This is a genomic window from Paenibacillus sp. FSL H8-0548, assembly GCF_038630985.1.
In the GTDB taxonomy this organism is placed as follows: Bacteria; Bacillota; Bacilli; order Paenibacillales; family Paenibacillaceae; genus Pristimantibacillus.
The window spans coordinates 627,547-647,002 of the sequence record NZ_CP152049.1 but is presented as its reverse complement, the minus strand read 5'-3'; the positions used below and the strand labels follow the sequence as shown (position 1 = coordinate 647,002).

Sequence of the window (19,456 nt, the reverse complement as noted above, 5' to 3'; positions counted from 1 at the left end):
GTAGTCTTTTGTTAACTTCTCTCTTACGCGACGATTTTTATTTGATGTAGCGCTCTCTAAATTCCTGCGGGGTAAACCCGTTATTCATCTTGAAGAACTTGGTGAAATATCGCGGCGATTCAAAACCGATAGCCTTTCCGATTTCATGCACTTTCAAGGACGTATCCAGCAGCAATTGTTCTGCGCGTTTTATGCGCATTTCTGTTATGGCATCCGATAAGTTTTTCCCGGCTAACTGCTTGTACAAGCGTGACAAATAAGCAGGATGATAGGCTACGTGCTCAGCGATTTTAGTCAAGGAAAGATCCAAATGAAGATTTTCATCAATAAACTTCTTAATTTGCAAGACCAAATCTGTATTTTGAAGCTCCCATTCTTGTGTACGGCTGTCAAAAATATAGGCCATAATATCACGATACTCATGAAGAAAAACATCCCATTTCAAGCTATAAACGCCTTTAAGAATGGAAGACAGGTCAAATCTGGACTCCACTTCATATTTCATATCCAGTTTCTGGATCGTTGCTAATGCAAGGGAAACCAGCTCGAAATACACTTCGGCTTGTTGCCATTCCGTATCCGTCTGAAGAGGCGTGGATAAGTCGGCTAATTGCATAACTTGCTGCAGAAATTCATGTTTTTGATTGTGCTCGAGCGCATACTTCAAACCCGTTATTCTCTTGCCAGGCAGCGTTTTCTCCGAGCATTCCTCTTCCTGTGGATGCTTGCGGTCAGTAACAAAAATTTGGCGCTGCAGTCCAAAATGTCGAAACATTACGTTTTTTAGACGATGGTATTGCATATCGATTTCTCCGAACGGAACAATGCTGTCACTCATCACCAGAGAAATATCCAATTGAAGCAGTGTCTTGCATTTCTCCTGCACTTGCCCCATTATGCCCTCGGTGTAATAGATTAAGCGTTCATGCGAGATATTCAAATCTTTCGGTTGAAGAAACCAAAGGATATGTGATCGGTCACTGTCAACTGAGAAAACATTTGTAGATTGACAGAGCAAATCCTGCGCAATATTTTGAATGGCGAATAAAAACAAGTTACAATCCGTGGTTTTGATTTTTGACGGCCAATGATCAACTTTTCCCAATACGATAAGTACTGGTAGATCGGCTCGCAGCGGAATATCAAGCTCCTCGAACGAAATAGCAAGCTGTCCCTCTTCCTCGGAATATCCATTAACCGCATCCATTAACAAAGATTTACGAAGTGAGGCCTTGGCCTGAAACCATCGTTCTCTTGCTTCCTCCACCCATTGCTCCTTTTGCAGCTCCGCTTGCAGTTCATAGGCAGCTTTCTGCAAAGCTTCCATGATAACTTCGTCACCCTCGGTCTTTAAAATGTACTCTACCCCGCCTTGCCGCAGCGCTTCCTGCACATAACTAAATTCGTCATTGCCGGTTAAGTAAATCACCTTGCATCTCGGCCAGCGCACTTGAATTTGCCGATGAAGCTCCAATCCTGTCATTCCTGGCATACGAATATCCAGCAGCATAATATCCGCTGGCGTTCTCTCCATGTACTGCAAAGCCTCTTGAGCGTGATAAGCCTTTATTATTTCCCATTCCGGGTCACGCATGTCCCGCAAGCATTCGGCCAAACCATCCGTGAACAATGGCTCGTCATCCACAATCATTAATTTATACATCATATAGTTTCATCCTCCGTTAATTATTCCTGATGCTCAGGAATGGTGATCGTAATGCTCAACCCGCCCAATTTGCTGCGTTCCAAATGCAAGCCATAATCCTTGCCGAACTTTAGCTGCAGCCGTTTATGCACGTTGATTAGTCCGGTCGTCTCATAAATGAGATCATCGTTCGATCGCATTAATTGCGTGTGAAGCTCTGCCAGCGCAGTGTCTGTAAGCTCATTTCCGTTGTCCTCAATCACAATTTTGAGCCGCTGTTCCTCACGCACAAATGATATTTTTAAAAAGCCATCAGAGAGCTTGCTTCCCAAGCCATGCGTGTAAGCATTTTCAATCAACGGCTGCAAAATCAACTTTGGTACCTGCAAAGACTCTACGCCAGCCGGAAGCCCGTCTGATTCTGTGATTATCCGTTTCGAAAACCGGATCATCTGAATTTGAATATATGCCTGTGCATGATGAAATTCATCAGCAAGATTCACGATGTCGGATGCATTTCTTGTAATGTATTTGAAATAGTCTCCAAGAAAGCGAGTGTATTCCACCACTTTTTCTAGATCATGATTTTGGGCAAGGCGATAAACAACGTAATAGCTATTATAAAGAAAATGAGGATTAATTTGAGATTGCAGCTGCTTTAGCTCCGATGACTGCAAACGAATTTTATGCTCAAAAACCTCTTGAATCAGAATTTTGATTCGGCCTGCCATGGAATTGAATTGACGGTATACGGTAGAAAATTCATCTCCCTTGCGGGTACTGAGAACAACATCGTAATCCCCTTTTTCAACTCGTCGAAGTCCGGCCAGCAAGCTTTGAAAGGGGCGATGAATCAAACGATAGATTGCATAACTGAATACGAGCACAAGAAGTAAGGAAGCCATTAAAATAACAAAATACGTATATTTGTACCTGCTCAGCATGCCGGTCATCTCTGATTTGGGAACCGTAACCATAAGATGAACGCCCAGTTTTTCAGACACCTCGTCAACTACCATATATTCAGTGCCGTTAAGGTTCATTTGGTCATAAGCTGGCTGCTTTGACCCGGATTGCATGGCATACATTCGCTGTTTCAAAGAATGGTTATCCATCAGCTCTGGACTGTCGGATATTACCCATTCGAGTTCTGGGCTGAACAGCATGGCAGATCCATTTTCGTAAGAATTAAGACTTCCAATCTCGCTAAGCATCAATTCAATCGTCGGCTGAGAAAGCACAATTTCCATCGCAAAAGCGATATTATCTATTTTCATAGGTACAGGATTCAACCCGCCCATAGCTAATGATGAGCCGTAACCATAAAGCATTGCATTCGTCAAATAGGATTCCGTTATTCTGGAAATTTCATCTTCTGACATACGATCCTCGTAACTGCTGGCGAACACACCTCTCTTCAGAGAAGGGAAGTACACTTTTATTTCCTGCACGAATGGACTGGAGGTTTTCAACAAATCCAGCTTGTCCTTCACAGATAAGATAAGCTCACTCTTCGTATAGGGTTCCATAAACGGCCCTTCGTTAGCAAGCTTTAAGAAATCCTCATGCACTAAATAACTATTCTTGAGGCTGTCTATACGCTCGATCTCGGTCTCAAAGCTCTTAAGAAAATAACGCGCATTCAAATGGATCGCATCCATAGACCGCTGCAAGATACTTTGCTCGACTTGATGGTTCATATACACAGTAAACAAATAAATCGGTGCATTTAATATGACAAACATAGTTATGAGATTAACGAGTATTGTCTTGCGGATATGAAATAAGTTTTTCAATTTCGGATCTCCTCTGTTCTGATTCTGGTGGTGGATGAGAAAATAAGTCCTAGACTACCGCTGTTTTATTCTTTACGGTCCTTTGATTTGGCGGCATTGGGCAACTGCCTAAACTCGCTGGGTGAGAGACCTGTCTCTTTCTTAAAATTATTGCTGAAATAGTGAATGCTCGCATAACCGAGCGCATTAGCAATCGCTTCGATGGGTTCTCCCCGCAGCAGCGCCTGCTTTGCCTGCTTAATCCTCTCAGATATCATGTACTGCTTCGGTTTCTGCCCCATCTCCTGATGGAAGATGACGGTGAAATAGCCCGGATGGTAGCCGCACAGCTCCGCCAGCTCACTTACTGTCCAATGCCTGGCTGGTTGTTCACGCATTGCATCCAGCGCCGGTCCAGTCTTTCTCACTGGGTCATCCGTCTGTGTACTCATAGTTGATCGGACAACGAGCGTCAGCAGCTCCATCATCAGAGTACGCAGTGCGAATGGATAGGCGATATATTCTCTACTGTACTCTCTAACGATGCGGGCAAATATCTGCTCCGCGAGGATGATCGAGAAGTGCCTCGGCAGTTCGAGATCCGTCTCGCCTGGAATCGCGATGCGATACCGCTTCAGCTCCATCGCCAGCTGCTCCGTATCCGCTTCACGAATTAAATAGCCAGGGTGTACGGGTATGGGGGAATCACTACGGAATGCAAAATGAACACTATAGTATTCGGTAGCCTTCGTCGTCTCAAGCAAATGGGCATTGAGCGGCCCAAGCATTACGCACTCACCGGGTGAAATGCGGTACCGGCTCCGCCCCATCTCCAGAGAGGCTTCACCGGATATGATATAAAAAAACTGCCAGTCAGGGATGATCCGCGGCCCCCATTGCACATTCGCGTTTGCCGCATCGCGGCTAGCGAAATTAACTGCAGGGCTACAATCGTAAAGCGAGCCTAAATGCAAATAGATCAGTCCTCCTGACATCTAAATCTTGAAAAAACATAAATCTCCCCGTTATTTGTCTAAATATTATTCATTGCTACTAATGTATATTTAAAGCGTATACAAAATCAACTTCATTATCATGGAGGTGCGTTGAATCATGTTAACGGAAGCGCAAGTGAAGCAGTTTGATCAGGACGGATTTCTTAAAGGGGATGTCGTATTAAGCAATGAAGAGGTTGAGGTGCTTCGCAGTGAACTGCAAGACGTTATGGACGGCAAAAAAGTCAATAAACCAGTACTCAATCATAACATGGCGGATGCGGGGTCACTCTACGACAATATGAAAATGACGGTAAGCGAGCGCGTTGTACAAATCGTAAACATTTGGATGGCGAGCGATGTCTTCTTCAAGCATGCATCAAACCCTCGGATTTGCGAGGAGATTGCACAGCTTTCCAGAACTGATACCGTTCGCATCTGGCACGATCAAGTCCAATACAAGCCTCCGGTATCAGGCGGACCGACCGGTTGGCATCAAGATCATCCACTTTGGCCAATCATACAGCCAGCCGATCTTGTCAGTGCATGGGTAGCGCTGGACGATGCAGTCATCGAAAACGGCTGTATGTGGATGGTTCCCGGCAGCCATAAGTGGGGAAATCATCAGAAATATTTGGCCAGTGACAAAAACTTCATGCCATTCCATAAACAGCCCGATTTGCTGCAAAAGGACGCTGTTGTAAAGGCCGTGCCTTTTGAGATCAAGAAGGGACAGGTTGGCTATCATCACTGTATGACTTGGCACGGCAGCCCTCACAACCGCTCCGAGCTGCATCGCCGAGCAATTGCGGTCCACTACATGCCAGGCCATACGAAATACGAGCCTTCTTCCAATCACGTGATGCTCGATTACGTAAACGTGAAGGCTGGAGAAATTCTTCAGGGTGAACATTTCCCAGTGGTATACACAACGAAGCCAGCGATCGAGATGATATAAAGGGAATCTCACCCCAATACGAGAAACAGCGACATCCAAGGACAAGAAAACAAGTCCTAGAATGCCGCTGTTTTGTTACGAGAAGAAAGAGTAATATCTACTTCTTCATGCTAATCTGAAATACATCCTGAGCCTCTCCGCCCAAAACAATCATTCCGCCTTCAGGCAGCACAACCGAATGCTCCGCGTTTATGATCGAGGAATATACAAGCACCCCATCTTCATCATAAACGATAACCCCTCCGCTCGCTGGAGCTTCAATAGTCATTTCTTTGCCTGCTGAATTTTTATCTATTTTAAACCATACGGCATGACCGCTAGCCTGAATGGTGGAGATCGACGTTTTCCCGCCATAGATCGGTTTCACATCATCTTCACTCATGAAGGACAGTCCGTCGATCATCAAATATTCCTTGTCGTTCTTTGTATAGAAGCTTAAATCAAAAACATCTCTTCCGCTCATAACCGGAATTTCAACGATGTTTATCGCTTTATTCTCATCCAAAATTTTAGTGCCAGATGCATAGCCATTATCGCTATCCACCACGATATTCTTTGTTAAAATCTCAGGAAAAAGATAGAACATCGAAGTAATCTTTTCCTCCAGTGCGTAGTAATTTTTAGCGTTTCTTTTTTCCCATGCGGCTTTTGTTGCAGCTTCCAGAGGATTGCTATCCAGCTTCTGATAGTCATAGATAACCATTAGCGTTTGACCAATTCCAGGGAAATCCAAATACGCGTTGAGCTTAAAATAGGTTTTGCCATTCGTTTCTTTGTCAAAGCTTACCGTCACATTGCCTTCATTGTTGGTGAATTGTCCATTTCCCGTGTACATATAGGTTTGCGGCGGGATAATTCCCCCTACAAGAGCCGGAAGATCGATCTCTCCGTTCTTAATCGCGACCTCCATTGTTGAGCCTACTGCACCATATAAGCCGGCATAAGCGAGCTGTTCCGCTGGCATGTCTACCTTCACCGAAGATTCAAAGGTTTTATCCGGCAGGATATGATCAATCTTACCTTTCTCTTGCAAATATGCTAATAGTACGTTAGATGCAAATAAACTATTATAGAGCGAGCTTCCTCCTGATGACAGGACAGCGATAGAAATAGTTTGTCTCTTCCGATACCCATACACCATTTTTATATTCAGGGCTTTGCATAGCGATAGCTGACTTCTCGGATAAAATATTCGGATGATTACCGCTCAATACGTCTCCGAAAATCGTTAGTTCTTCATCAGTGGCGTAGATCCCGCCTGCCCCGATGACGTTCCCATTCTCGACAGGCAATGCCTGCTCCATTGCAGGGTAATAGGTTTTCGCAAGCTTTTCTCTGTCAAATGAATCAAGCGGCGTTTTGGTAGAGCTTAATTTAATGGGTTGCTAACCTGTTGTTCTAGAAACTCGGTATAGCTTAAGCCGCTGACTCGTTCAACAAGGATTTCAAGCAGTTGAAATCCATCGTTGCAATACACCGAATATTCACCTGGATCGGACTTTAGGTTCTCAGATCGCAGCCTCATTAATAATTCATCATGACTCTAGGTGTCATTGTCATCGAACAGCATGCTATTCTCGTAGTGCGTGCCATAAAGCCCTGACGAGTGATTCATTAGCATATGCGGTGTAATGTCCTTATATCTTCCATCTGCCATGGTGAAATCCTTGATATACGTGATGAGCGGTTGATCGATGTCGATCTGGCCGGCATCAGCAAGCATCATCGCTGCGGCCGTCACATACATTTTGCTGACTGAGCAACATCGTGTCCTTCGTAATTGGAGCGTTGGTGGCGTTATCGTACACACCAGCGCTATCCGATAAAACAATCGATCCCGAATCCCTAATGGCGTACTGCAAGCTTGTTACCCCATAATCGGACACAATCGTTGAAGCCAGATTTTGAGCCATTTCCTGTACGGTTTCCATATTGCCTTGTGCTGAAGCTTGATTCATAGGTGTAACCAAATAGATAGCAGTCATCACTAATGCAATGATTTTTTTCATTTCAACTTCCTCCTTAGCATTCTTTAACAGATTTGATTGGCTGTATTCAGCATACAAGAGAGGTTGGTGGTATTCGTGGAAACAGCTCGAAACGACAAAAAACAATCCCTAAACAACAGCTTGTCTAGGGATTGTTCGTTCAAAATTGTATAAACTCCTATTCAGCGATCGTGGTCAGCAGGCGATATGTCTCCTTGCAGCACGTCTGGACATTTCACCCCAAAGTAACGCGCCAGATTCTAGTTTTGGCCGTCAATTCACCTCTTCCAGCAGCTCCTTGATGAGCGGGTCTGCACTCGATTCCGAAATTTCATACGTTATTTTCAGTATAGTTCCGTCAGCTCTAATAAAATAATTGGTCGGAATCGCCGTAATTCCATATTGAGCTGCGACTATCCCGTCCTGATCAAACAAGCTTGGCATTTGAACGTTGTATTCATCCAGGAAGGCACTCGCCTCCTCCATGCTGTCATTCGCCGTTACATTAATGGATATAATTTCAATATTATTTTTATAATTGGCATAAATTTTGTTAAGATCCTCTGCCTCATTCTGGCAGCCTGGACACCATGAAGTCCAGAAATTTATCAGCTTCGGCTTGCCGGAAGTTGCCGATACAGCTGTTGACTGACCGGAGATATCCTCCAGAGTGAAGTCTACCATTCGCTCACCGTAATGATCCGACATCACATATTCGAGCGAAGCCGCATCATTCACATATTGATAAATGAGCCATCCCCCAACGATTAATCCTGCCGATACAAGTAAACCTGCTATTCCCGCCATCAGTTTAACCTTCATCAAAAATGAACCTCCACATTTTTACTGAACAGATGAATCTATACGATACTGAGAACGCTTTTTAAAATATCGCTTTTTCAAAAAATTAATAAAAATTCATAAATCCAGGAATATTGTACCATGATATCACTAAATAGAGCCATGGTTATGACCCTTCTTTCTGCAAGTTCAATTCGACCTCATAAGCACATATAGGTGCTTATTGCCCAAGAAAGCAAGCTGTTTTACTTCGATAAGCACCTATGTGTGCTTATCGCGGCCGAATGACCGAAAACCGCCAGCCACTAATTGGAATCATTAAGAGGGTGTCCTAGCCAAATTCATGGCTTATGGGTCACAGTTCACGCACGGGAGTCCCTAATCACAAACTCTTCCTTGTCGCTTCATTTCATCTATCTCATCCAACCCTTAAGCTCTAATAGGCGCGACACGATACGAAGCGCTTCTGTCTGAGTCTTGTGTCTCCTCATGAAGCGATAAGCTCCATCCGAATGAAAAGACTGACGCTAGACGCTGCGCGTCGGCTTCTGACAAATGAGCGATGACTGCTTCGTTCTCCGGCTCCAGAATAAGCTCCGCTTCTTCCTGCAGCGCGACGAGAACCCAGCTGTGAATACCGCGAATCGTGTTGTACTTGATTTGATAGCCGTTCATAACGGCTTGCTCAAAGGTACTCGCCTCCCCATTCACTAAGGCTGTTAAAGCGGTGTAATCGAAATGGAATTTGCTATCATCGGTAGGCAGATTGCCGGCCTGAACTCGGCTAATTGGTTCATCACTGGGCCAGCCGTATGCCTTAAGTGATTCCAACATCAGGGCATCCCATTGTGATAGTTTGGTTTCGGGCTTGAATCTGTCAGCCATTCGTGAACTCTCCTTTGTATGTGAAAGAGACTGCCTAGAACATCATAGGTGATAACCGGAGGCAGTCTCTTGCCAATATTAAGCGTTACTTGCTCGCTCTGTAGGCGTTTAGGGATTCTTTCACTTTCGCCGGATCAGCTTTCAGCTCCAGGCCTGTGTCGACAAGCGGGCTAAGCGTCGAGACGGCTTTGAACTTGTTGCCGTTATAAAAAGACAAGATCTCATCTTGGTTGATGGAGTAAAGAACAGCTTTCCGCAGGTCTGCGCTTTCCGCCACTGGGCGGTTTTTCGTATTGAACAGCAAGTAAGAAATAGCGTTGCTCTGAACCGTTTGGAGCGCCAGCTTGCTGTCGCTCTTCACGACGTCGAATTTTGTCTCGGATACGCCGTAGTAGATATGAATTTCGCCGCTGCGAAGCGCGGACAAGGTGCTGTCTGCGTCTTTAATGAAGCGGATTTTAATATTGGCGATATTCGGCTCATTGTCCGTGCCAGTCATATAGGCTGGATTTTTGTAGAAGATCGCCTCGTAATCGTTTTTCGAGGATAGGATGTAAGGACCGCTCGTATACAATGTATTGTTATACGTGCTGCCTTCCGTAACCGTATTTTGGTCGCCATAAGGAATATCTTTGTTCACGTCGAATTTGTCCACGGCGTACGTATTGATGCTCTCTACCTGTTTCTTGGACACGATGCCTGCTGATTGGTGAGCCAAATAGTTAAGTACTTGAGGGAAAGGCTCAGTCGTTGTAAGCTTAACGACTTGGTATTTACCCTCTTTGTTGTTCGCTTGCTTCTTATCCGATACGAGCTCGGAAATTTTTGTTCCAAGGCCCTTCTCAAGAGCACGGCGAATTCATGAAGAGACATACTGGTAGATAAACATAAATATTGGTTCATTTTGGCGCCCGTAGAAAGTGAATATCTCATCCCTCTTTCAGCAAGGCCTCTCAAGGAGTAAGATAGAGCTTAGACGTATTTTCGGAGGGATCATGATGAGCGACAATAGATATCAAGGGACTTTTTTTGAGTATTTTAGTGATTTTCAGGATAATAGGCAGGAAGGGAAAGTGTATCATCGACTAACGGATATTCTGTTTATTGTCGTAAGCGGTGTCCTTTGCGGATACGATGAATGGGACGATATCTATACGTGGGCAAAAGTGCCAGCAACTGGAGAGTGGTTTAAAAAATACATCTCCTTAATGAACGGTATTTCTTCCTTATCCACGATTAAGCGAGGCTTTTCGTTGATTCAACCCCAGGAATTTTCAACCCGTTTTATCGATTGGATGGGCGATGCGCAAGGTGACTGGGCCAAACTGACAGGGGTTGGCATGGTTAAACGCGAGGTATCGTTTATCGCTGACCCGACTAAAACCACCACAGAAACCGCTTATTATATTGGCAGCGTAGACGATGTGACCGACTTCGCTACGGCTGCAAGGAAACATTGGGGCATTGAAAGCATGCATTGGAGTCTGGATGTTACCTTTGGAGACGACCGCAATCAAACAAGAGAAACGGCAGCAGCCCAAAATCTAGCCGTCGTCAAACGGATGGTCTTCAATGTGCTCAAAAATGAAACCAAGATCCAACCAAAAACGAGCAAGCCCAACAAAAGAATCATCGCAGCCGCGGATATAGACTATCACGATCATTTGATTAACATGGCATTCAAGCAAATGTAGTATTTAACCATCAGACGGTGAATTCCCCCCCCATTCTTTATATCGAAGGAGCTTCTTTATACCTTCAACATACATGAAAGGAGAAGTCTGTAATATTTCGAAAATAATCATTGCTATTCCCACTGGTAATATCTGGGTTCATGAATTTGCCGTGGGGTGCTGAGCGTTTTTACGTGTTTCTGATGATCTATACGAGTTTTCATGAATTCAATTTCGATCTACTATTGTTGATTCCCAGTTAAATCTAAGCCTAACCAAGAAGACATCATCCAACTAACTCGCCTCAAATACTTATATACTCAGGACGACCTTCCCAAGGGTTTCTAAACTCCTACTCTTTCCACGAGGTATTTTCCGAAAGACCGCATGCGGGATGCAAAATGAGGGGAATCTGTTCGATTTTCAACCCTAATTGTTGATTGTACGTTGATTGGGTTCTAGAAGTTTAGGAATTGTTGATTTTTTTAAAAGAATTGGTTTAAACCACAAACTACTAAGTGGGCCAGCAGTCACTCTCAAGAGGAGGGGCTGACCGGCCTTTGTTTTGCCTCTACATAGTGCCGTACGGTATATTTTCGTGAATACGAGGGCGTGCGCTCGGCTCGGAGATATTTGTAAGTATCTTCAGTGAGCGATTGTTGATTCCGTGTTGACTTCAAGCATAAAAAATACATCAACTTGAGCATTCAGCCCACATGGCGATGTATTCAAATCTTACATACTACTCTCCCCTCAGCTCTTACTCTTCCCCCGTAGCAACCGGATTCCCCTCCACAGAGCTCCAATCACTCCAGCTTCTTACTCCCCACGAACCCCCATGCTCGAATAACTCCAAGCAGAAAAAGTAGGGGTTCGGAGCAACGCGGCGGGAGTGCTTCGGAGGATATGCCAGCGCCTATGTGCAACGATCTCCCTTGGCTACGCTTGGGAGGACTTGTGGAGTAAGAAACTCGTGGAGGACGGGGCTTGAGCGGCAATCCGGTTTGAGCCGGGGGAAGTCATCCACCCGTGGCTGGGTCAAGCAAACGGATCGCCAACAAAAGGCCAAGTGAAGCAAGGTAGCACCCGGAAGGTGGATGGGCTGGGTTGGGGGCTACTACACCGGTTGTTTGCAACTTGTTGGCGTTTTTTTTGCAAACCAAGCACACTTAAAAGTTACATAAATAACGGAACCCCAATCAGTTATTATTTTCGATATATTCCATCCAAACATGTCCCTCTGGAAATTGTGTCTGCAGCGAAGCTTTGAGCCACTCTTTGGATTGTGGTTCGAGCAAAGGTAGAACATTCAAGAAGTCGTTATGATCCTTTTCTCGGATTTTTAAACTTCCACCTTTATAGAGAAGTTGTATTTCTGGCTTTAAGTATGGGATCCCTTCTTTTGTCTTTGCTATTATATCTGCCATTGGTCTGCGGATAGACTTTTCCCTTCCGTAAATCCATGAGTCATGGTTTGAATCTATCAACATAATTTGAAAAGCCCATGGGGAGTTGCTATCTTTACTAACCCAGATATCATTTGTAACGGCGAGAAACTCTCCTTCTTCCCAACGATCGAGCTTTCCATTCTCGGCCTTGTACAACGTCCAATCTTTCGATAGATATTGGAACGTAGTTAATTGCTCCTCACGTAATATTATTAAGTCTACATCATCATGTTCCCTTGACTGCTTGCCGACATACAAATCTAAAGCCCAGCCTCCTGCAATACACCAAGTAACAGGAATCTTTGAGTAAATCGTGCATACTTCGGGTACATTTAAGGTCACCCAATTGTTGATATCCGTCCTCAAACTAATCCTCCTTTCATAAGGCAGCGGCAACTGTAGCATACGATGGATTTTCACTGCGCTCACTTGCCGATTGTAAGCTTAAGCGATTATCTTATTGCATGTATAAACTCACACCGTTATAATAAAAATAAAGAAGGAGCCGTGCGTCAACACGACTCCGACAGCACAGTAGACCGCTTCAAAGGCGGTCGGCTTCGGAAACGAAATCTACATTACAGAAATAGACCGTACTCCTTGCAACTGAAGTGCTCCCTGTCAAGTAGACAGTAGAAAAAAACAAAAAACGATTAGACCTATCCCTCAGTTCAAGTACAGAGAACTGGGGGATTATTTTTATTAAGCAGCTCGGCGATACTCGTGGGGAGACAAGCCGTTAAGTCGCTCCGTATATCGGTAGTTGTTGTAGTATCGAATATAGTTCCTCACATCTTCAAGAACTTCATCGTAGGTATCGTATTTCTTCAAATAAAAGCTTTCTGCCTTGAATGTGCCCCAAAATCGCTCGATCGGCTGGTTATCCAGGCAGCGACTCACACGAGACATGCTTGTTGTGAAACCGTATTTCACCTTCAAGCGATTATATTCATGCGAGGTATATTGGAAACCTCTGTCACTATGCAGAAGTGGCGTGATTCCACGTTTTCCCCTATATGCCTTCTTTATCGTGTCCATGACCAATTTGTTGTTGTTGGAGTGGCTGAGCACCCACGAAACGACGGAGTTATCGTGCACATCAATCATGGCGCTCAAATAGGACTTTCGACCGTTCCCATACTTCAGCTCGGTGACATCTGTACACCACTTTAGGTTCGGAGCAGCGGCTTGAAAGTCACGGTTCATGACGTTTTCGGCAACATGTGTTTCCGTGGCTCTCACGTAGCTTGGACGCTTCCTCCGAATCACTGCTTTTAATCCGAGAGCTCTCATAATCCCGTAGTAACGCTTTTTGTTGTAAGTCTTTTTCAGTTTACGGTTTAATTGGAGACGCATTTGGCGATAACCCAGTATCCCTTTTCGCTTGTCATAGCGAAGCTTCACTTCTTTTGCTAGTGAAAGCCGCTCAAGTTCTCGATTGGACGGCGTCCATTTTAACCATTTATAATAGGCAGATCTGGCGACGTTAGCGAGCTTGCATAACGCTAGTATCGCGTAGCCCTTTTCCGTGTGCAGTTCTTGAATCGCTTGATACAAGTCTACGTGTCGAACGAGGGTTAGCGTGTACGTTTTCGCCGGATCTCTGCCAACTTTTTTTCGAAGGCGTTCTCCATTTCTAAATACTCGTTACGCGCTTCTAGCTCTTTGATTCGGAGTTTAAGACGTTCAGCCTCATCCAGTTCTTCCTCAGGTCTACTGCGCCCACGACGGTCCCTAAGAACCTCCTCGCCGCCTGAATGATATTTACGAACCCATGCGTACACCTGTTGGTAGGAAACATCGTACTTCTTCATCGATTTCTGATAATCCAACTGATTGGCAAGGGTATACTGCACAATTTCAATACGCTCTTCAAAAGTGGTTTTACGTCCTTTATTCATGTGAACCGTTCCTTTACGAGTAGGTTTAATTTCTTTCCCACAAGTATACTTGGAAATCCAGTTCGTCAAAACACTTTTACTTGAAATGTGATGCTGGTTTGTCGCTTCTCGGATGGAGTACTTTCCGGATAGAACGTCACGAACCGCGGTCTGCTTGAGCTCATGTGAGTACGTTTTCCAAGCTTTGGATTCCTTTAACCCTTCATAACCATCTGCTTTGTATTTCCTTATCCAATCCACAACAGTCATATCGTCGATCCCCAGTTGCTTTGCTTCATGATGAGGATTTGAATCCTGTTTAAGGCATCTTTTTACAACCTGTAGTTTTACATCTAATGAAATTGCACTCCTTTTTGACAAAGCAAAAACTCCTATCATGGTAGAAGTAGAAGTTTTGTTTTTTCTACTGTCTACTACGATGGGAGCATATCACAACGGGGCGGTCTATTTTTGTTGGTTAATCAATGCAATGATGGCAACAACCAGTGTCAGCAGTGCTACAATAAGCGCACCAAAACCGATCATTAACGTCATAGCGTCTTTAACCTCCATGGGCATCCCTCCCTTCGTCGAGAGGTAGCCGACCACCCTTGCAAGCCGTTCTATGTGTTTGTCTTATTCTAGCATAATTTGTAAGCATTGAGTGAGAAAGTTCTGCTAGTGTGGCTTATTTTAAAGGTATTGTTGAACCGATGTTGATTGATCTTTGAGAGGCTTCTTGTTGTTAATTTCGGTAAGAAGAACTCTTCAATAACAATGGCCGGTAGCCGCTTTGAGCACGGGGACTACCGGCCTTCTTTGTGCCTCAGAGGTGTATCGACTCCATGCGGGCGTCCGCTCGGCACGTGGCTTCCTGCAAGTATTTTCAGAGAATGAGTGTTGACTCCTTGTTGACTTCGACAATCCTAAACACAACGCAATGAAGTACATCGCCACATAAGCGATGTACTCCGAGTCACACACTACTATGCCGATTACGCCTTTCTTCGTCCCCCACCGCAACCGGATTCTCTTCATAAGAAATCCAATCACTCCAGCTTCCGGCGTAAAGCCGGAATTTAGTTGAGGTCAGCATCAGCTTTAGGCCGTGCGATATTGCTTAACAATAACCAATTCGTTAAAATACACCAAACAATTCCCGAAGATAGTCCCTGCGCCCATGCAAAATACGATATATAATGATCGAATCATCTACGATCCGGTAAAAAACTAAGTAGGGACTAACCACAATGAACCGATAGCCACGTTGTAAAAGTGAATAATCATCATCGGACAGCACAGAACCCATATTGGGAAAATCAACTAATTTTGAAATGGATTCATCCAATTTTCTCAGCATACTTTCTGCCGCAAAAGCATTCTCCTTAGTGATATACGAAAAAATTTCATCCATATCATCGACTGCTGCCGGAGAATAACTAATTCTTTTCTTGGGCTGCATCGATCTTCCTCCGCATCCTTGCCATGACTTGGTCATGATCAAGCAAATGCATTCCTTCGGAAATCTGCTTTTCTGCGACCAAAAGCTTGGATTGCAGTTTTATGCGAGCTTCCATTCGCCGGTATGTCTCATGACTCATCACAACCAAATCTGCTTCCCCGTTGCGTGTCAGAATTACGGGTTCATCAAGTTCATGACAAAGCTTTGAAAACCCATTGTAGTCCTGTCTAATTGTCGTTGATGGCTTAATATGCACGTTGTACAGCCCCTTCTTAAATGACATTATTCTAACTAAATTATATCATTATATTCATATCATTTGCCACCGAGACATCGGAATGTATTCTTATTCGATCTACTTCACTTAGAAGTCAAAACTCTTTTCACAATTTTTTTCGCAACATCCCGGGCCGGCTTTAATGCACCGTTTTCTTTTGCTTCCCTGAAAAAGGAGGCGATGGGCAGCCGTTCTTGGCTACGCGCCACAGCTTGCATATCTGTGTCAATCATCCCCGCTGCCGGTTGTTTAGCTGAACCCGAAGAGATGTTCACTATTACCCCATGAGTATCCCACTGTTCCGTCTGTTGCAATAATGACTGGGCCAGTATGATCGGAGCCAACAAGTTGACGTGTACATTTCTTGCGGTTTCTTCAGCCGTGAAGCTATCTACAGGACCAAGTGGAGTCACTTGAGCGCCATTATTAATTAATGTAATCGACTCTAACCCGGCAAGTTGGAGTAAAGAATCATTGTTGTTCCTGGCTATGCAAATAATTAAATGATTGCGATTGATCAGTTGTTTGCAAATCTCCAGACCCAAACCGCGAGATGATCCTGTAACAATAAACGCTTTCAATGACAATGCCTCTTTTCATCCTGTTATTTTGGAGCAACGCATTCACAATCTCCAGGTTACATGTATAAACAGAGGAAGTTATAATAAAACTAAAGAAGGAGCCGTGAGACAACACGACTCCAACAACATATTAGACCGCTTCAAAGGCGATCGGCTTCGGAAACGAAATCTACATTACAGAAATAGACCGCATTCCTTGCAAGGGGGGCGGCCTACTTTTGTTGATTAATCACAGCAATGATGGCAACAACCAGCGTCAGCAGCGCTACAAAATAAGCGCGCCAAAACCGATTATCAACGTATTACTATGCAGTTTAAGCCTTCTCCTCATCCCCCACCGCAACCGGATTCTCACTGTACGAAATCCAATCACTCCAACTCCCTGCATAAAGTCTTACCTTGTTAAAGCCCGCTTCCTGCAGCGCGATGACATTCGGCGTCGCAGTCACGCCGGAGCCGCAGTAGACGATGAGCTCGCCGTCGCGATTCAGGTCGGCGAATCGCTCGGCTTGGGAGGTAGCATCCTTCCATGCACCGGACTCCGCGAGGCCGTCCTTCCAGAAGCGGTTGATCGCTCCGGGAATGTGGCCGGCCACCTTGTCCAGCGGCTCGACTTCGCCGCGATAACGAGGCGCTTCGCGTGAGTCGATCAGCGTCACGCGTTCGTCTCCGATCAGTTCCTTCACTTCGCCCATCTCCACCAGCATCGTGTGCTGGACATTCGCCAGGAACTTCGCTGGGATAAGCACCCTCTGCTCCGACGATACCGGGAATCCCGTATTCACCCATGTCGTATAGCCCTCATCCAGCACAAACACCTGCTCATGACCCAAATACTTCAGCAGCCACCACAGACGCGAAGCCATCGCGCCGCCTTGGTCATCGTAAGCGATAACCCGCGTCTCGTTGCTTATGCCTACGCGGCTCAGCGTGACAGTCAAATCAAAAATATCCGGTAGCGGATGGCGTCCGCCATGCTCTTCGATCGGTGCGGATAGATCCTTCTCCAGATCCAAATACACGGCTCCGGGAATATGTGATACCTCGTATAATTCGCGGCCCGCATCCGGCTTGCCCATCAAGAACCGACAATCGACGATGACAATGTCCGGCTCGTACATGCGCGCCAGCAACCACTTTAGAGAAACAATATTGTTCATTCGATATTCCGCCTCCCTGCTTCTATTCATGCGTTCTATTATACCGGAAATAGGCCGTGCGTTACATCGACATTTTAGAAGCTTCAGCCTAATTTGTAAAACAAACTTGACATAATGAATAGTTTAACATACATTATGTACATCAAACTTAACTTTGAGATTATCAATAGGAGGTATGCGGCATGACTTATCAAGAAAAGAAGAGCATCGTATCAATCATCAGCGCCATTCTTATTTTCGTTTCTTTTAGCGCGTACAAGTACGTACAGTATCCCGGGGAAGGTTTGGAGTCGACGGAAGCCTTTCGCTATTGGGGCTCCTTCGTCCTCGTCCTGACTTTGGTTTCCATCTTTGCGCATATCGTAATCAGCATCGTTTTCAACATCATTTTTCGAATCACGACTGGAGAGAAGGAGCCGACGTTCGCGGACGAACTGGATAAACACATCGAATTGAAGGCGCACCGAAACGGTTTCTTCGTATTTATCCTCGGCTTTCTTCTTGCCATGGGATCGCTGGTCATCGAACAGCCTGTACAGGTGATGTTCGTCACTTTGATTGTCTCGGGGTTCATCTCTGATGTCATCGGCTCCGTGACGAAACTATATCACTATCGGAGAGGAGTCTAAGATGGGTAAAAATCTTGTCGGCAATCACATCCGCAAATTACGATTCAACCATGACGAAATGACGCAGCAGCAATTGGCTGACAAGGCGGGCGTAACCAGACAAACCATCGTGGCGCTGGAAAAGGGCAACTACTCCCCCTCGTTGGAGCTAGCTTTTCGCATCGCTCATGCCTTCGGCTTGCAATTGGAAGAGGTATTTTTCTACGGGGAACATGCCAGTAAAGAAACAGATGGAGGTTAAAAATGAAAGCAGACCATTTAACCGGGAAAGTCATCGGTGTTTTGTTTTTCCTTGCGGCGGCTTCAGCAATCATTGGACTTCTGCTGTACAACCCGATCCTCAATGATCCCGATTACTTGATTACCGGAGCTGCACACGCCAACCAGGTGATTCTGGGTGCTCTGATGGAATTAATTCTTGTCATTTCGGCGATTGGTACGTCCATTATGATGTTTCCCTTCTTGCGTAGGTACAATGAAAGCCTCGCGCTCGGCCATGTTTGCTTTCGGTTTCTGGAAGCCGTTGTCATTACCATCGGCATCATCAGCGTGTTGTCCCTATTAACCTTGAGCCAGGAATATGTAGCGGCAGGCGCCCCGGACGTGGCCTCGTTCCAAGCTTCGGGCACTGTATTGCATGCCATCCACGAATGGACATTCTTGCTTGGCCCTAACTTCATGCTGGGGATAAATACGATGTTTTACAGTTATATCTTCTATCAATCCAAGCTCGTACCGCGTTCTATCTCCATCTTGGGAATGACGGGGGCAGCTCTCGTTTTGATTGCGGCGTTATTTGAAATGTTCGGCGTATTTCCTCAGCTTTCCGTCTGGGGCGCGCTATTGTCGCTTCCTGTAGCGGCGAATGAGATGATTTTAGCGGTATGGCTTATTGTTAAAGGGTTTAATCGGTCTGCGGCTGCACCCTTGCGTTGATGTAATCAATAGAATGGTCAACCATAATATATGGATTGAACCAAATTGATGTGAAACTCTTAACGACTGGTTGACTTAATATCGGAGGGGGCTGATCGATGTCGATCGGCAGCCTTCTCCGATTATTATTGAGCTATCGTTTCCATTAGCTTAACGTCCCAAATCGATTTGGATTGTAATTGGATTGATATTGTAATTCCAAATATTAACTTAATAAAGGGGCTTCGTCTATTGATATCCCCCTCTCCGATCACCGGCTCACCTGTTGCTGCTCCTCTTCCCCCAGTTGCCAGATCAAGTCCACATACAAAAATACGGTAGATACTGTATATAAGTATCTACCGTACTTGTAATAAGTATTTA

18 protein-coding genes and 2 pseudogenes are annotated in these 19,456 nt (G+C 45.0%); 5 read left to right on the top strand and 15 right to left on the bottom strand.

Going from position 1 to position 19,456, the window contains the following annotated elements:
• Window positions 1-37: 37 nt before the first annotated feature.
• The 3 genes from MHI37_RS02845 to MHI37_RS02835 form a co-directional block, all read right to left on the bottom strand.
• Window positions 38-1,666 carry a response regulator gene (locus tag MHI37_RS02845; protein ID WP_076335048.1) on the bottom strand — a complete coding sequence of 543 codons (1,629 nt, stop codon included), beginning with the start codon at window positions 1,664-1,666 and terminating at the stop codon, window positions 38-40.
• A 20-nt stretch (window positions 1,667-1,686) separates the two neighbouring features.
• Complete coding sequence (locus MHI37_RS02840; RefSeq protein ID WP_076335047.1) at window positions 1,687-3,441, bottom strand: histidine kinase; 1,755 nt, start codon at window positions 3,439-3,441, stop codon at window positions 1,687-1,689.
• A gap of 65 nt (window positions 3,442-3,506) precedes the next feature.
• Window positions 3,507-4,394: an AraC family transcriptional regulator gene (locus MHI37_RS02835; RefSeq protein ID WP_076335046.1), complete on the bottom strand. Its 888-nt coding sequence runs from the start codon at window positions 4,392-4,394 to the stop codon at window positions 3,507-3,509.
• 139 nt (window positions 4,395-4,533) lie between these two features.
• On the opposite strand from MHI37_RS02835, the gene MHI37_RS02830 reads away from it, so the two are divergent.
• Window positions 4,534-5,373, top strand: coding sequence for a phytanoyl-CoA dioxygenase family protein (locus tag MHI37_RS02830; RefSeq protein WP_076335045.1), 840 nt, complete (start codon window positions 4,534-4,536; stop codon window positions 5,371-5,373).
• Between the two features lie 97 nt (window positions 5,374-5,470).
• Here MHI37_RS02830 and MHI37_RS02825 read toward each other — a convergent pair.
• From MHI37_RS02825 to MHI37_RS02810, 4 genes and pseudogenes are all read right to left on the bottom strand, one after another.
• Window positions 5,471-7,382, bottom strand: a pseudogene (locus MHI37_RS02825) (serine hydrolase domain-containing protein).
• Window positions 7,383-7,634: 252 nt separating this feature from the next.
• Window positions 7,635-8,183, bottom strand: a complete 549-nt coding sequence (locus MHI37_RS02820; protein ID WP_076335044.1) for a TlpA disulfide reductase family protein — start codon at window positions 8,181-8,183, stop codon at window positions 7,635-7,637.
• A gap of 408 nt (window positions 8,184-8,591) precedes the next feature.
• Window positions 8,592-9,047, bottom strand: coding sequence for a hypothetical protein (locus tag MHI37_RS02815; protein WP_076335043.1), 456 nt, complete (start codon window positions 9,045-9,047; stop codon window positions 8,592-8,594).
• 85 nt (window positions 9,048-9,132) lie between these two features.
• A pseudogene (locus MHI37_RS02810) lies at window positions 9,133-9,906 on the bottom strand (ABC transporter substrate-binding protein); the annotation flags it as partial.
• A gap of 136 nt (window positions 9,907-10,042) precedes the next feature.
• Here MHI37_RS02810 and MHI37_RS02805 point away from each other — a divergent pair.
• On the top strand, window positions 10,043-10,741 hold the full coding sequence (locus MHI37_RS02805; RefSeq protein ID WP_083676057.1) for an ISAs1 family transposase: 699 nt from the start codon (window positions 10,043-10,045) through the stop codon (window positions 10,739-10,741).
• Window positions 10,742-11,919: 1,178 nt separating this feature from the next.
• Here MHI37_RS02805 and MHI37_RS02800 read toward each other — a convergent pair.
• From MHI37_RS02800 to MHI37_RS02765, 8 genes are all read right to left on the bottom strand, one after another.
• A complete protein-coding gene (locus tag MHI37_RS02800) occupies window positions 11,920-12,534 on the bottom strand; it encodes a hypothetical protein (RefSeq protein WP_076335041.1) in 615 nt (204 codons plus the stop codon).
• A 336-nt stretch (window positions 12,535-12,870) separates the two neighbouring features.
• Window positions 12,871-13,725 (bottom strand): IS3 family transposase, encoded by an 855-nt coding sequence (locus MHI37_RS02795; RefSeq protein WP_083676096.1) that lies wholly within the window; start codon window positions 13,723-13,725, stop codon window positions 12,871-12,873.
• Window positions 13,726-13,745: 20 nt separating this feature from the next.
• Window positions 13,746-14,429, bottom strand: coding sequence for a helix-turn-helix domain-containing protein (locus MHI37_RS02790; RefSeq protein WP_342556530.1), 684 nt, complete (start codon window positions 14,427-14,429; stop codon window positions 13,746-13,748).
• A gap of 84 nt (window positions 14,430-14,513) precedes the next feature.
• Window positions 14,514-14,621 (bottom strand): putative holin-like toxin, encoded by a 108-nt coding sequence (locus tag MHI37_RS02785; RefSeq protein ID WP_076340144.1) that lies wholly within the window; start codon window positions 14,619-14,621, stop codon window positions 14,514-14,516.
• A gap of 565 nt (window positions 14,622-15,186) precedes the next feature.
• Window positions 15,187-15,510, bottom strand: a complete 324-nt coding sequence (locus MHI37_RS02780; protein WP_076340143.1) for a type II toxin-antitoxin system RelE/ParE family toxin — start codon at window positions 15,508-15,510, stop codon at window positions 15,187-15,189.
• Window positions 15,488-15,766 carry a type II toxin-antitoxin system Phd/YefM family antitoxin gene (locus MHI37_RS02775; protein WP_083676607.1) on the bottom strand — a complete coding sequence of 93 codons (279 nt, stop codon included), beginning with the start codon at window positions 15,764-15,766 and terminating at the stop codon, window positions 15,488-15,490. Before MHI37_RS02775 ends, MHI37_RS02780 begins: the two co-directional genes overlap by 23 nt.
• Before the next feature lie 104 nt (window positions 15,767-15,870).
• Complete coding sequence (locus MHI37_RS02770; protein WP_076340141.1) at window positions 15,871-16,368, bottom strand: SDR family NAD(P)-dependent oxidoreductase; 498 nt, start codon at window positions 16,366-16,368, stop codon at window positions 15,871-15,873.
• A gap of 314 nt (window positions 16,369-16,682) precedes the next feature.
• The gene (locus MHI37_RS02765; RefSeq protein WP_076340140.1) at window positions 16,683-17,528 is read right to left on the bottom strand and encodes a sulfurtransferase; all 846 of its coding nucleotides are present in this window, start codon (window positions 17,526-17,528) and stop codon (window positions 16,683-16,685) included.
• Window positions 17,529-17,710: 182 nt separating this feature from the next.
• Between MHI37_RS02765 and MHI37_RS02760 the strand changes: the two genes are divergently transcribed.
• Genes MHI37_RS02760 through MHI37_RS02750 form a run of 3 tightly spaced genes read left to right on the top strand, consistent with a single transcriptional unit; the run spans window position 17,711 to window position 19,093 of the window.
• Window positions 17,711-18,157, top strand: coding sequence for a hypothetical protein (locus MHI37_RS02760; RefSeq protein ID WP_076340139.1), 447 nt, complete (start codon window positions 17,711-17,713; stop codon window positions 18,155-18,157).
• Between the two features lies 1 nt (window position 18,158).
• Window positions 18,159-18,398 carry a helix-turn-helix transcriptional regulator gene (locus MHI37_RS02755; protein ID WP_076340138.1) on the top strand — a complete coding sequence of 80 codons (240 nt, stop codon included), beginning with the start codon at window positions 18,159-18,161 and terminating at the stop codon, window positions 18,396-18,398.
• 2 nt (window positions 18,399-18,400) lie between these two features.
• Complete coding sequence (locus MHI37_RS02750) at window positions 18,401-19,093, top strand: DUF4386 domain-containing protein (RefSeq protein WP_076340137.1); 693 nt, start codon at window positions 18,401-18,403, stop codon at window positions 19,091-19,093.
• The last annotated feature ends 363 nt before the right edge of the window (window positions 19,094-19,456 follow it).